Raw genomic sequence first — 13525 nt, forward strand, 5'->3', positions numbered from 1 at the left:
AAGGAGGACAGGGCGGTGAACGGGTTACTCATCCCATTCGGAACGGCTCAACAAGTAACCTTTGCCCCAGACTGTTTTGATCTTGCGCGGTTCGCCCGGAGCGTCTTCGAATTTGCGCCGCAGTTTGGAAATGGCCACATCCACCGATCGGTCGACCCCGTTGAACTCGATGCCGCGCAGTTGCTGGATCAACTGATCCCGGCTCAGGACTTCACCCACGTGACGAGCAAGTACCAGAAGCAAGTTGTATTCACCTGACGATAATTCCACGTCTTGCTTGCGCCATTGCACCTGACGCTCAGTCTGGTCGATTAGCAACTGGCCGAGCACGATTTGCTGATTGTTTTCGCGAGGTGTGGCGGCCGTTGTGCTTCGTCGCAACAGCGTGCGAATCCTTGCCAATAGCACGCGCGGCTCACAGGGCTTGGCAACGTAATCATCGGCACCGGTTTCAAGGCCGAGTATCTGATCGTCGCTTTTGTCGCGGGCGGTGAGCATGAGAATGGGCAAGCCGGGTTTTTCGTCGCGCAATTGCCTGCATACATGCAAGCCGTCCAGCCCAGGCAGCATCAGGTCGAGAATGACCAGGTCCGGGTTCAGCCGATGCATGCTTTCGAGCGCGCGGTCGCCACGGTTGATCACCGCCACGTTGTATTCGAAGCGCTGCAGGTAGCTGGCAATCAGCTCAGACAGCGCCGCGTCATCCTCGACAAGCATTATCCTGGTCATTCTTCGGGCCGTTTCGCAAAGTGAGCAGCATAACCACGGCATGCCGTATTGGTACGAAGCCTTAACACTTCTTCACATCTTTCCAACACTTGTTTACATGCGCCCTGGCGCGCGTCTTTAGCATGGCGTTATCTTCAGGGGAACGCCATCATGCCGTCTTTTTTTCGTCTCGATCCACGCCGTTTGCTGTTGTGTGCCGGTCTTGTTGCGCTGACCGGCTGTGGTGAGCCACCGGCCCAGCAGCAAATGCCACCGCCGCAAGTCAGCGTCGAGACCGTCAAGACTCAGCCCCTGACCATCACAACAGAGTTGAATGGACGTCTGGTTTCGCCGCGCACCGCCGAGGTTCGTGCGCGAGTCGCGGGTATCGTGCTGCAGCGGGTTTATCGCGAGGGCACTGACGTCAAACAGGGCGATGTTCTGTTTCGCATTGATCCTGCGCCGTTTCAGGCGGATGTCGACAGCGCTGAGGCTGCTCTTCGCAAGGCAGAGGCCAACCAGTATCAAACCCGCTTGCAGGCAGAGCGTTACGCCGAGTTGGTGAAGATCAACGCCGTGAGCCGTCAGGAGTCGGAAAACGCCCGGGCCAGCTTTCTGCAGGCCGATGCGGACGTGGCTTCAAGCCGGGCGGCGCTCAAACGTTCACGCTTGAGCCTGGGCTATGCAACCGTTACCGCACCGATCTCCGGGCGTATCAGCAAGGCTTTGGTCACCGAGGGCGCGCTGGTGGGGCAGGGCGATGCGACCCCGCTGGCAACCATTCAGCAATTGCAGCCCATTTATGCCGACATCAATCAGTCCACCCGCCAGATCAGCGAGCTGCGCAGTTCGTTGCGTCAGGGGCAGTTGCAGCAGCTGGAACAGGGCCAGATCACTGCGACGCTGATCCAGGAGGATGGCAGCCCTTACCCCATCAAAGGCAAGTTGCTGTTCTCCGACCTGACCGTTGATCAAAGTACCGGCCAGATCGTGCTGCGCAGCGAGTTTCCCAACCCGCAAAGCGAGCTGTTGCCGGGCAGTTTCATCCGGGTAAAGCTGGATCAGGCCCGCGTTGAGCAGGGTATTACTGTTGCCCAGCGCGCAGTGCAGCGCGACGCGGCCGGCAAAGCATTGGTCCTGGTAGTCGACGCGGTAGGCAAAGCTCAGGAACGCGCCGTCGAACTGGGTGATGTGCAAAACAACCGCTGGATCGTGAAAACCGGCCTCAGTGCGGGAGACCGGGTGGTGGTGTCGGGCTTGCAGCATGTTCAGCCTGGAGCGGCAGTGACCGCTGAAGAACAGGGTGTGCCAGCCTCTGCTCAGGAGCATAAGTAATGCCGCAGTTTTTTATTGATCGGCCGGTATTTGCCTGGGTCATCGCGTTGTTCATTGTCCTCGCGGGTCTGTTGGCGATACCTAACCTGCCCGTCGCTCAATACCCCAGCGTCGCGCCGCCGCAAATAGAACTGACGGCCACGTATCCCGGCGCGTCCGCCCAGACCATCGATGAAAGCGTGGTCAGCCTGATCGAGCAGGAACTGAACGGTGTTAATCACCTGCTCTATTTCAGTTCCAGCAGCAGCCAGAACACGGCCACCATGACCGTGACTTTCCAGCCGGGCACCGATCCCGAGCTGGCCAAGGTCGATGTGCAGAACCGGTTGAAAGTGGTTGAACCTCGCCTGCCTCGTGCCGTCACTCAGCAAGGCTTGCAGATCGAGGAAACGTCAGCGGGCTTTCTGATGATCGCGACACTGACCTCCATGGACGGGCGTCTGGATGAAATTGCCCTGAGTGACTATCTGACCCGTAATGTGGTCAACGAACTCAAGCGTCTTGATGGTGTGGGCAAGGCGCAGTTGTTTGGCTCCGAGCGCGCGATGCGGATCTGGATCGATCCGCAGAAGCTCGTGGCGTTCAACCTGACACCGGCTGATGTCAGCCTCGCTATATCCGAGCAGAACGTACAGGTCTCAGCCGGGAGCATCGGCGACTTGCCGTCGTCATCCGATCAGGAGCTGACGGCGACGGTCATGGTTAAAGGGCAACTGAGTTCGCCGCAGGAGTTCGCTTCGATTGTGCTCAAAGCCAACTCCAACGGCTCCAACGTAACGATCGGCGACGTGGCGCGGGTTGAAGTCGGTGGCCAGAATTACAACTTCGCGACCCGCCTCGACGGTAAGGCATCAGTCGCGGTGGGGGTGCAATTGGCGCCTGCGGGCAACGCCATGAGTACTGCGACCCAGGTCCGGGAGAAACTGGATGAGCTGTCGCGGTACTTCCCGGCCGGGGTGAAATACGACATTCCTTACGACACATCGCCCTTCGTCAAAGTATCGATTACCAAAGTCATCTACACCCTGGTGGAGGCCATGGTGCTGGTGTTCATCGTGATGTTTCTGTTCCTGCAGAACATTCGCTATACGCTAATTCCGGCCCTTGTGGTGCCCGTGGCGTTGATGGGCACATTTGCCGTGATGTATGTGGTTGGTTTTTCCATCAACGTACTGACGCTGTTCGGCATGGTGTTGGCCATCGGCATTCTGGTGGATGATGCGATTGTGGTGGTGGAGAACGTCGAGCGGTTGATGGTGCAAGAAGGCTTATCGCCCAAAGATGCTACGCGCAAGGCCATGACCGAAATCAGCAGCGCGATCATCGGCATCACACTGGTGCTGACCGCGGTGTTTATACCCATGGCCTTCATGCCCGGCTCGGTCGGCGTGATCTATCAACAGTTCTCAATCTCCATGGCCGTCGCCATTGTGTTCTCGGCGTTCCTGGCCCTTAGCCTGACACCGGCGTTGTGCGCGACATTACTCAAGCCTATTCCTGCTGATTCACATCACGAGAAGAAAGGCTTTTTTGGCTGGTTCAACCGACGTTTTGATCGTCTCAGCGACGGTTATGAAAGCTGGGTGAGCAAGGCCGTGCGCCAGTTGGGCCGTTACATGCTGGTGTTCGTGGTGTTGGTTGGCGTCATGGGTGTGCTGTTTACCCGTCTTCCATCCTCGTTCCTGCCGGTTGAGGATCAGGGCTACACCATCACGGATATTCAGCTGCCGCCGGGCGCCAGCCAGAACCGTACCATCGAAATCGCCAAACAGATCGAAGCGCATAACGCGCAGGAGCCCGGCATCGCCAATACGGTGATGATTCTCGGCTTCAGCTTTTCCGGGAGCGGGCAGAACGCAGCGCTGGCGTTTACCACCTTGAAGGATTGGTCGGAACGGACAGCACAGGATTCTGCGCAATCCATCGCCGACCGTGCCAGCGCTGTGTTTTTTGGCCTCAAGGACGCCATGGTATTTAGCCTTTTGCCGCCGCCGGTAGAAGGTCTGGGCACGTCAGGTGGGTTTGAAGTGCGCTTGCAGGATCGCGGCTCACAGGGTTACGACGCATTGCGGCAGGCGCGTGACGATCTGCTGGGCAGGATCAGTAAAAGTCCGATTCTGCAGAACGTGCGCGAAGCCTCGTTGGCGGAAACTCCTCAGGTCAACATCGAGGTGGACCGTCAGCAAGCCAATGCCATGGGCATTTCATTTGCCGACATCGCCAACGTGCTGTCGACGTCGTTGGGTTCTGCTTACGTGAATGACTTTCCGAATCAGGGGCGCATGCAGCAAGTGATTGTGCAAAGTGAAGGTGATCGCAGGCAGCAGGTGGATGACCTGCTGAAGCTGGAAGTCAAAAACAGTCAGGGTCGTATGGTCCCGGTGTCAGCCTTCGCCAAGGTCAACTGGAGCAGAGGACCGGCGCAGCTCAATCGCTACAACGGTTATCCCTCGGTGAGCCTGTCCGGGGAACCGTCGCCGGGTCATAGCACCGGTGAAGCCATGGAAGAAATGGAGCGTCTGGCTTCGGGGCTGCCATCCGGTTTTGCTCTGCAATGGACTGGTTTGTCGTTGCAGGAACGTATCTCGGGCGGTCAGGCTCCGCTGTTGCTCGGCCTGTCGATGCTGGTGGTATTTCTGTGTCTGGCAGCGCTCTATGAAAGCTGGGCGATCCCGGCTGCGGTGCTGTTGGTCGTACCGCTGGGGATCATCGGTGCGGTGCTGGCGGTGACATTGCGTGGCATGCCTAACGATGTGTTTTTCAAAGTGGGGCTGATCACCATTATTGGTCTGTCGGCGAAGAACGCCATCCTGATCATCGAGTTTGCCAAGAGCCTGCATGATCAGGGCATGGGCCGGGTCGAGGCGAGCATTCAGGCTGCGCGCCTGCGGCTACGACCGATCATCATGACCTCGCTGGCCTTCATACTCGGCGTGGTGCCATTGGTCTTTGCTTCAGGTGCGAGTTCGGCCAGCCAGCAGGCCATTGGCACCGGAGTGATCGGTGGCATGTTGACGGCAACCCTGGCAGTGGTTTTTGTCCCAGTGTTCTTTGTGCTGGTCATGGGGATGGTGGAAAAGGTCAGGCCAAAGGCGAAAGTCGACGAGGGCATTGTGCGTGAGTAAGTTGTCTCTGCTCGCCGTTGCCGGAGTGTTGGCGCGCCCGGCAAATGGCGACATGTAGGAGCGCGCTTGCCCGCGATAGCGTCAGCACAGCCGATATATTTATTGATTGAAAGACCAAATCGCGGGCAAGCGCGCTCCTACAGATAAAAAGCATTCCAAACCAGATAGTTTTTTTGGTGAGAGGGCGCCCGGTGTCCGTGAAGCACACATGAACCCTGTAGGAGTGAGCTTGCTCGCGATAGCGGTAGATCTGTTAAGAGGATGCCGACTGGTTATTCAGCAGATGATGCGTCGACCACCATCTGTTCGAATTGCTGAGTTAGTTTTTCAAACCGTGGCGCATCACAAACGGGGCAGAGGAAAGGCATTCTGCGCCCGGTGAACATCGAGGTGAATGCATCACACTTGACGCAACGCAGATGCGTTTTTACGTGCGCAGTCAGCGGTTCTGCGAGCTGCGCGTTTAACTTGCCTGCAAGGAAGGCGATCTGCGTCCGCTGGAACTGATTTGTCAGGCTCAAATACCGAAGGTTCGAGCAGCGAGCAAGGCTGGAGATATCGTCGGTCTCGAGCTTCATATTTGCTATGGAAAGCCTGTTGAGATTGGGAATACGCGATACCGACTCGATTGAGTCAAGGCGCAGCGGCGCCGATCCTCCACCCACATTTCCGGACAGGTGCAGTTCGGTGAGCTCGCTCAAGGTTTCAAGCCCGTCCAGTCGACGCAGTTTTGGGAAGTCTCCAATTGTCAGATGCGTCAAACCTTTCAACCTGAAAACAGGTTCAAGCGATTCAATTTTAGTCGCCCATTCCAACCGTAACTGGCGCGTTCTGACAAGCGTCTCGATCCCATCGAGTGTGGGTAGTTTAATGTTGTAAAGACGTAGCTCAGTCGCCATGCACCTGGACAGAATGACAGGCCATACTTTGGCTGAGATATTCCTCAGATCAAGCTCGTTTCTTTCTGCCAGCTCTTGTTCGGCGAATTCTCTATCGAGTAATAAAGCCATTGTCCGGATCTACCCAACTGTTTCATGACGTGAGTGAGTGTTTAGGGCGCCCGAGTATAGGCATGCTCGCGATTCACCGGATTGATTTGAGGTCAGGTTCCACTGTTTGTAGAGTGAGCCCCCAAGCGTTACTCAATAAGGGACACCCAGGTTGTCGTTATCCCGTCTGACTCAGGAGGTAGCTCGTTCAGCAGAACGGCTTCCTCGTCACCTTGATTAAGGAAAATGATGAAGTCTCCGGTCTCGAAAAGGATCTTGAAACCCACCAAGTGTCCTTTCTGATTTGGCCATGTATCAACCATTCCGATGACGTCTTCAACGGCAATATTGACCAGATGAGAGGCCTCAAGATCCTGAAGTAAGTCCTCTCTAAGCCACGAGCAGGTGTCTCCAGATTCAAGGTCGAAGGAGATGGGCGGTTCAAGCGGGAGCAAATCCGCACCCACGCTTTCACCGTTACTCAGCAGATACATTGACAGGTAACCGTGCTCGCCGAGTTGCCACTCGATCGACCCTTTACCGATCAGACATTTTTCGCCATTGAAATAATATTGATCATGCAAAATCCCTGACACTTTCCGGCCAATCAACGTGCGCGCGTTAATGAGGTCCTGGGCGCTTCTGTCTGGTTTTGATGTCATGCGGGCGTTCACCAGAGAATGATTCCTTGGAGGTTGGATCCGGCTGTAATGACAATACTCGCAGGCAAGTCACTGATGGCTAGCGCCCGTAAGCCGCCTGCAATTGTGCCGCCGTCAATGGGTCTTCAAACGGCACTGGTACTGACTTCACCGAGCCGTAGAGGTTGCGGTAACGCCAATAGTTGCCATTGCTGGCTAACTGATAACCGCGCTCTACCACTCGCTGGCCATCCAGCACATAGCGCAATGTCTCCTGGGCAGCTTCGGGCGGTGCCGGGAGCATCAAGTCGGCGGTCAGCACGCGCATTGATTCGTCGATGCACTCGTCGAGGGCCGCTGTGACCTGCTTCAAATCCAGGGAGCCGTCATCGATGCAACCTTTACCACAGCGCCGAATGGGCTGGCTGGTGACTTCGATGCGCATGCGATACAGCGCTGAACCGGCAATGTCCTGCACCTGCACCTGATTGATCAGCACGAAACTGCCGCGATCAGGCGTAAGCATCAGTTTCGGCTCGATCACCAGGCGTGCGCTGACGTTGCCTGTGCCCTGTTTTAGGCCTGCCGCTAGCGAGGCTTGCTGAAAGCGCTGTTCCAGACGCTCTTGCAAAGGCACGCCACCCAGTAGCTCGGCCAACGGACGCGACTCTTTGGCGGCGGCCGTTTCTGCATCTCTCTGCAAGCTACCGCTGCCCATCTGGGTATTGATCAGGCTGGCGACCAGCAGACCCGCGAGCCCGGCAGCATTACCCGAACTCGCAATCAGATTATGGCTCGCCGTCGCAGCCTTCTGCGCCGCTTCGGAGTCGACCACGGTGCTTGCACCGACAAATGCCTGCGGCAGTTGCATGTCGACCTTGACTCCGTGTGCCTGGACGTAGGACACAGCCTCCTGAGACTTGAAACCGGTCTGTGGCGCGGGCTTCTGAGCACAACCGGCGAGCATGAGCAGCACCAGCGCCGTGGCCGCTGTCGATAGGCTTTTCATTATTCGAACGGGGTAATCATTTGCTGACGGCTTGTGTCCATCGCCTGATAGAAAGCGTTGGTCAGATTGGTATAAGTCGGCTCATCCCACTCGCCCTGAGCGGCCTGCACTACGGCGAAGGGTTTGAACCACAGCAGTCTGTTGTCAGCCAGATCGACGACCATACCTTGTCCACCTATCTGCGCCATGGGCACGCTGGTCGGTACGATGCTGTAATAGCTTCGGGTGGCTCCGGTGCCCTGGATGTTGACCAACAGCAGACGGTCTACGCCATAAGCTGCCTTGATCGGGCTCAGGTCACGGACTGTGTAGCCTTCACGGAAACTGACTTCTTTATAGGTCTTCAGATCCACTGGCTCATTGATGCGCTTTGCCTTGTAACCCTTGGCTTGCAACTTGGCAACGATGGCATCCGGCAGTGTATTGAGGTCGCGCACCTGCCATTTTTCGACATTCCCGCTGAGCTTGCTGTTCATACCCGTGTTGATGGCTAAATCCAGAAGCCCCTGATTGCCGGTCAGCACCAGCGCAGGCTCGGGTACTACGTTGATCGCCACGCCGATAACCGGTTCTTTGGCATCCCAGAATTGTTTATCAAGCGCTACCGGCGGTTGAACATGGGCGCAGCCGGTGAGTGTCAGGCAGGCAAGCAACGTCAGTGCGGCCATGGTGCGCAGAGTATGAAGATTCATGTAACAAGTCCCTTTGATTTAAAACGATGATGCCTCTATCGGCAGCAACTCCGATAAATGTAGTGGCACTTTGGTTTTATTTTCATTTTCAGCGTGTTGGCATGTGACAGCGTATTGATCAGGGCCAAAGCAGCCTGTTCTCGGAACATCCCGGAAAAGATTGCTATCAGGCCTCAGGTTTCCGTCAGCTCGGAAGCCTCGATTAAATTTGGCACTGTGTAGGTCTATGGACGAACCGGAGAAACTCTTCTTCAGACTGTTTTTCAAAATATTTCGACATGAAATCCACTGAACTAACGCGTCGGCACAACGATCCTTTTCTTTGCGCAGTCAGCGCGACCCTGTCTGCCAGTGCATTTGCGCTGAGTATTGCTCAGGGTCGCTCAACGATAAGGAGCCGCCGTGACCGTTACTACTCACCCCCTTTACCGGACTACACCTAGCCCGCTACACGCGATCTTGCTTGCCGGTACCGTCCCGCTGTTTCTCGGTGCTTTGCTGAGTGACATCGCTTACGCCCAGACCTACCAGATTCAGTGGGCCAACTTTGCCTCCTGGCTGATTGCCGGAGGGCTGCTTTTCTGTGGCTTGGCGTTGTTGTTTGCACTGGTCAATCTGATCCGTGCGGACCACAAGGCAGGCCGTCCGGTCGCTTATTTCCTGCTCCTTCTGGTTACGTGGGCGCTGGGCCTGATCAACGCGTTCGAGCATGCGAAGGACGCTTGGGCGATGATGCCGACAGGGCTGATTTTATCGGTAGTCGTAACGCTGCTGTCCGTTGTTGCGGCGTGGACCGGGCTTACCAATCTGCGTTCGGGAGGTGCGGAATGAAGCATTCAGGCGCATTGACCGTTTTGAGCATGTCGTTGTTTTTGAGCGCCTGTGGTGGCGATGGCGAAAGCACCCAGGCACGCGGTCCTGATCCAAAGCTGCCGGAACCGCAACGCACGCTACTGCCGAGCATGAAGATTGCCGAGCCGGTGGCCTGGGGTGATCAAAAGCCCACTGTTCCCGAGGGCTTCAGCATCACCGCGATTGCGACTGACCTGAGGATTCCGCGTCAGACGCTGGTCCTGCCCAACGGCGATATTCTGGTTGCAGAAGGACGTGGCGGCAGCGCGGCCAAGCTCAAACCCAAGGACGTGATTGCCAGTGTGATCAAGGCCAAGGGCAACACCCAAGTCAAAGGCGGCAACCGTCTGACCTTGCTGCGTGATGCTGATGGCGACGGCAATTACGAGTTGAAGACGCTTTTCGCTGAAGATCTCAACGCGCCTTATGGCCTGGCCTTTGCTAACGGCAAGCTCTATGTCGCCAATCAGGACGCATTGGTAAGTTTCGATTATCAGGACGGGCAGACCAAAGCCAGCGGTGCTCCCACCAAGCTCACCGACCTGCCTTCGCAGATCAACCACCACTGGACCAAGGCGCTGACGATTAGCCCGGATGGCCGTTACCTGTATGTCGGGATCGGTTCGAACAGCAACGTCACTGAGCGCGGTATGGAGGTCGAGATCGACCGTGCCATGGTCTGGCAGATCGATGCTGAGACCGGGGCGCACAAGCCTTATGCAACAGGCCTGCGTAACCCGACGGCGCTGACCATTCAGCCTGAAACCGGGAAATTGTGGACGGTGGTCAATGAGCGTGACGAACTGGGGCCTGATCTGGTGCCTGATTATCTGACGTCGGTGAAGGAGGGCGGTTTCTATGGCTGGCCTTACAGCTATTGGGGCCAGAACGTCGACCCGCGTGCGCAACCGCAGAATCCTGAAAAGGTCGCCTCGGCGATCAAACCGGATTACAGCCTCGGCTCGCACGTTGCTGCACTGGGTGTCGACTTTTCCATCCCGGCCATGGGTGACAAGTTCGCCAACGGTGTTTTTGTCGGCGAGCACGGCAGCTGGAACCGTCCGAATCCTGTGGGGTACAAGGTGATCTTCGTACCGTTCAACAATGGTATCCCTGCGGGTGAGCCGGTTGATTTTGCGACTGGCTTCCGCGGCGCGGACGGGAAAACCCGCGGTCGTCCGGTGGGTGTGACGGTGGACCCGAAAGGTGCGCTGATCATCGCCGACGATCTTGCCAACACCGTCTGGAGAGTGACGCGTAATCGTTGAGTCCAGTGCCCCGAGGTGAGGAATATCGCCTCGGGGCAGCTTTTGCAAACTCCTGTAGGAGCTGCCGAAGGCTGCGATGGCGATACTCCTGACGCACCGCTATCGCAGCCTTCGGCAGCTCCTACAGATCCGTGTTTGCTTCGCGACAGCCGCGATTCTCAAATAGGCAACATCGGCTCAATACTTCCAGGTCACCGAAGCCGTCAGGTTGCGCGGTGCGCCGTAGTTGGTTGAGCCGGCGGATTGATACAGCGACAACAGGTATTTCTGATCGGTGACGTTGTTCATGTTCAACGACGTGCTCCAGTGATCATCGAAGTCATAGCTGGCCATCAGGTCGACCAGCGCGTAGGCGTCTTGCCTAACGTTGCTGTTGGTGTCGACTTCAGTCCCGCTTTGCCACTGGATGCGAGTCCCGACCCTGGCCTGAGGCAGGGCTGGCAGGCGGTAGGTCAAGCTGCCGCGCACGGTATGAGTGGGGATGTACTTGCGCGCCTCGTCGCCATTGGCGTCTTTGATTCTTACGAAGGTATAACCACCCGTCAGTTCCAGACCGGGCAATGCTTCACCGGAGGCCTCCAGTTCCACGCCGCGGCTTTTGAAGTCCTCGCCTCGGTAAACAAATTGACTGCGCTGTATTCCGGCGGGCTCAGCGACGTTTTGTTGGTCGGTCTTGAACACGGCAGCCGTTACCGTCAGCCGCTCGTCGAGCAGACGGCCCTTCACGCCAACTTCAGTGCTTTTGCCTTCAAGTGGCTGCAGCACTCCGCCACTCACACTGAGGGAGTACTGAGGTTTGAAGATCTCGGTCCAGCTGGTGTACAGACTCCACTGAGGGGTGAGGTCATAGACCAGACCGGTGTAAGGCGTCACCTTGCCGTGTACGCGGGTATTGTGTGGCGAGCCATAGCCCAGGCCATCACCGTCGGCACTGAGCATGCGTGCCCCGGCGATCCAGTGCAGGTCATCGGCAACGCTGAAGCGCGCGCCGGCGAACAGGCTTTTCTGGGTATCAGTGAAGAGTTGGGTATTGAGGTCATTAGTGAAGTTAAAAGGCGGTTGCACAACGTTCCCGCCCAGCGCGTCCTCAAGGCTGGTTTTGATGAAGCCGGAAGCGTCCAGGTAGTGGCCGCGCTCCTTGTGATGGGTGCGGCCGTAATTGGCGCCTACGGTCAGTTGGTGCTCGCGCCCCAACAGGCTGAAAGGCCCGGACAACTGAGCCTCTCCAATGACCTGATGTTCAGTGCTGGTGGTCCGGTTGACGTAGGCAGAAATGTCAGTGGCTGCCGGTATGGCGTACAGCATCTTGGTGTCCTGATGCTGACTGACTCCGGTCAGGGTGATCTTGCTGGCCCAGCCGTTATCGAAGTCGTGGGTCAGCTCGGCGAAGGCACGCTTGGTGTGGATGTTCCAATAGGTCCAGTCCTGGCCAACGCTGGAGCTGCGGCTGCTGTAGTGAATACGATTGCCTGCGAAGTCGGCAATGGGCAGGGCGCCCCATGTGCTGCCGTTTGAGTAGCTGTCTTGCTGGGAGAACCCCACGGTCAACGTGTCGGCGTCGGACAGATCAAAAGCCAGCAGGCCTGCTGCCACGTTGACTTCATGGCTATAGCGGTCGAGGTAGGAGTTGCCTTTGTCGTGTGCCGTGATGAAGCGTCCGCGCACGTTACCGCTGTCCGTTAGCGGGCCGGAAACATCCAGGCCCAGTCGACGGTTGTCCCAGGAACCGGCACTGGCATCGACTTTCGCCTGGAATGTATCGGTAGGCCGCTTGCGAACGAAATTGACGGTAGCCGACGGGTTACCCGCACCACTCATGAGTCCATTGGCGCCATGCAGCACGTCGATTTGTTCGAACTCGGTCATGTCCTGATCACCGAGCAGCACGCCGCCAGAAAATGGCATGCCCATGCCATCGTATTCGAAGTTATCGATGGTAAAGCCGCGCGAGGTGAAGGCCGTGCGATCAGTCTCGAACTGTTCGACGGTGACCGAGGGCGCTCTGCGCAGGGCTTCTTTCACACTGTTGAGTTGGAAATCGTCCATTTGCTCGCGGGTCACGACAGTCACCGCTTGCGGAGTCTCCCTGTCGCTCAGGCCCAAGCGGGTAGTGCTGGAGACGGGTTTACCCTGATAGCCGAAGCTCTGGATGCTGTCCGGGGTGATGCGGGATTGAATCTGCATGGCGGGCAGGTTCATTTCGTTGGTGATATTCGCCTGGGCAACCGGCACCAGATAGACCGTCATCGCGTCCGTGCGGGAAAAGCTGTAGCCGCTGCCTTGCAGCAACCCGGCCAGGCCTTCTTCCGCAGAGTACGAACCCACCACCGCATTACTGCGCAGACTCGCATCGAGGTTCCCATCCAGCAGCACGTTTTGCCCGGTTTGCTGGCTGAACACTAACAAAGCCTGGCGTAACTGCTGAGCGGGAATATTCAGTGACAGCTTGTCGACGGAGCTGCCAGCAGCATTACCTTGTGCCGCATGTGCCTGAATGGCTCCAACCAGCAGCGTGCAGGCAAGTACCGCGCCGTGGGCGCCAAGTCGCCATTGCATGCCGGTTTTACGCCCAGGAGTGTGGTGCTTTGCCATTCAGGTTGTTCCCTATGAGATGCGCATGGATATGCGAACAGCTATCAGTCACATCTAAGACGGATGACCTTTGGCAATACCTGAAGGTGTTTTGAAATATTTGTAGCGGGTGTCTGATGAAGGTCGAGGTGTGGGGTTGGAAAACTTCGTGGGACTTGGTTTAGCCGGAAGAATGCCTCGCGGCTAAAGCCGCTCCTACGGATGTGATCCCGTGACCGTAATTGGATGGACTCGCCCAAGCCGAGGCGTCAGTAGCGCCACGGTGGCATTCTTAAGAAGCCAACGACAGCGAGGGCGAGTCCATGAAAAAGCAT

Annotated in this window: 10 protein-coding genes; 4 read left to right on the forward strand and 6 right to left on the reverse strand. The window is 57.1% G+C overall.

Annotated features, from left to right (window positions below; all coding sequences use genetic code 11):
- Nucleotides 1-24: 24 nt before the first annotated feature.
- Entirely contained in the window at nucleotides 25-729 is a 705-nt protein-coding gene (locus KDX30_RS19370; RefSeq protein WP_027899273.1) for a response regulator, read from the reverse strand.
- Nucleotides 730-879: 150 nt separating this feature from the next.
- On the opposite strand from KDX30_RS19370, the gene KDX30_RS19375 reads away from it, so the two are divergent.
- Complete coding sequence (locus KDX30_RS19375; RefSeq protein ID WP_231677234.1) at nucleotides 880-2043, forward strand: efflux RND transporter periplasmic adaptor subunit; 1164 nt, start codon at nucleotides 880-882, stop codon at nucleotides 2041-2043.
- Complete coding sequence (locus KDX30_RS19380; RefSeq protein WP_231677235.1) at nucleotides 2043-5168, forward strand: efflux RND transporter permease subunit; 3126 nt, start codon at nucleotides 2043-2045, stop codon at nucleotides 5166-5168. Before KDX30_RS19375 ends, KDX30_RS19380 begins: the two co-directional genes overlap by 1 nt.
- 272 nt (nucleotides 5169-5440) lie before the next feature.
- On the opposite strand, the gene KDX30_RS19385 is transcribed toward KDX30_RS19380, so the two are convergent.
- The 4 genes from KDX30_RS19385 to KDX30_RS19400 all read right to left on the reverse strand — a co-directional run bounded on the left by KDX30_RS19385 (nucleotide 5441) and on the right by KDX30_RS19400 (nucleotide 8499).
- Nucleotides 5441-6178 carry a leucine-rich repeat domain-containing protein gene (locus KDX30_RS19385; protein WP_231677236.1) on the reverse strand — a complete coding sequence of 246 codons (738 nt, stop codon included), beginning with the start codon at nucleotides 6176-6178 and terminating at the stop codon, nucleotides 5441-5443.
- A 128-nt stretch (nucleotides 6179-6306) separates the two neighbouring features.
- Nucleotides 6307-6831 (reverse strand): hypothetical protein, encoded by a 525-nt coding sequence (locus KDX30_RS19390; protein WP_231677237.1) that lies wholly within the window; start codon nucleotides 6829-6831, stop codon nucleotides 6307-6309.
- A gap of 67 nt (nucleotides 6832-6898) precedes the next feature.
- Nucleotides 6899-7807 carry a hypothetical protein gene (locus KDX30_RS19395; protein ID WP_231666609.1) on the reverse strand — a complete coding sequence of 303 codons (909 nt, stop codon included), beginning with the start codon at nucleotides 7805-7807 and terminating at the stop codon, nucleotides 6899-6901.
- A complete protein-coding gene (locus KDX30_RS19400) occupies nucleotides 7807-8499 on the reverse strand; it encodes a hypothetical protein (protein WP_231666608.1) in 693 nt (230 codons plus the stop codon). Before KDX30_RS19400 ends, KDX30_RS19395 begins: the two co-directional genes overlap by 1 nt.
- 402 nt (nucleotides 8500-8901) lie before the next feature.
- Here KDX30_RS19400 and KDX30_RS19405 point away from each other — a divergent pair, with 402 nt between their 5' ends.
- Nucleotides 8902-9330: a DUF2231 domain-containing protein gene (locus KDX30_RS19405; protein WP_027899270.1), complete on the forward strand. Its 429-nt coding sequence runs from the start codon at nucleotides 8902-8904 to the stop codon at nucleotides 9328-9330.
- Nucleotides 9327-10619 (forward strand): PQQ-dependent sugar dehydrogenase, encoded by a 1293-nt coding sequence (locus KDX30_RS19410; protein ID WP_122705293.1) that lies wholly within the window; start codon nucleotides 9327-9329, stop codon nucleotides 10617-10619. The genes KDX30_RS19405 and KDX30_RS19410 overlap by 4 nt, the downstream gene beginning before the upstream one ends.
- A gap of 177 nt (nucleotides 10620-10796) precedes the next feature.
- Here the strand turns inward: KDX30_RS19410 and KDX30_RS19415 are convergent, their stop codons facing one another.
- A complete protein-coding gene (locus KDX30_RS19415) occupies nucleotides 10797-13211 on the reverse strand; it encodes a TonB-dependent siderophore receptor (protein WP_231677238.1) in 2415 nt (804 codons plus the stop codon).
- Nucleotides 13212-13525 lie beyond the last annotated feature (314 nt).

The organism is Pseudomonas quasicaspiana (assembly GCF_021147825.1).
GTDB classification, from domain to species: domain Bacteria; phylum Pseudomonadota; class Gammaproteobacteria; order Pseudomonadales; family Pseudomonadaceae; genus Aquipseudomonas; species Aquipseudomonas quasicaspiana.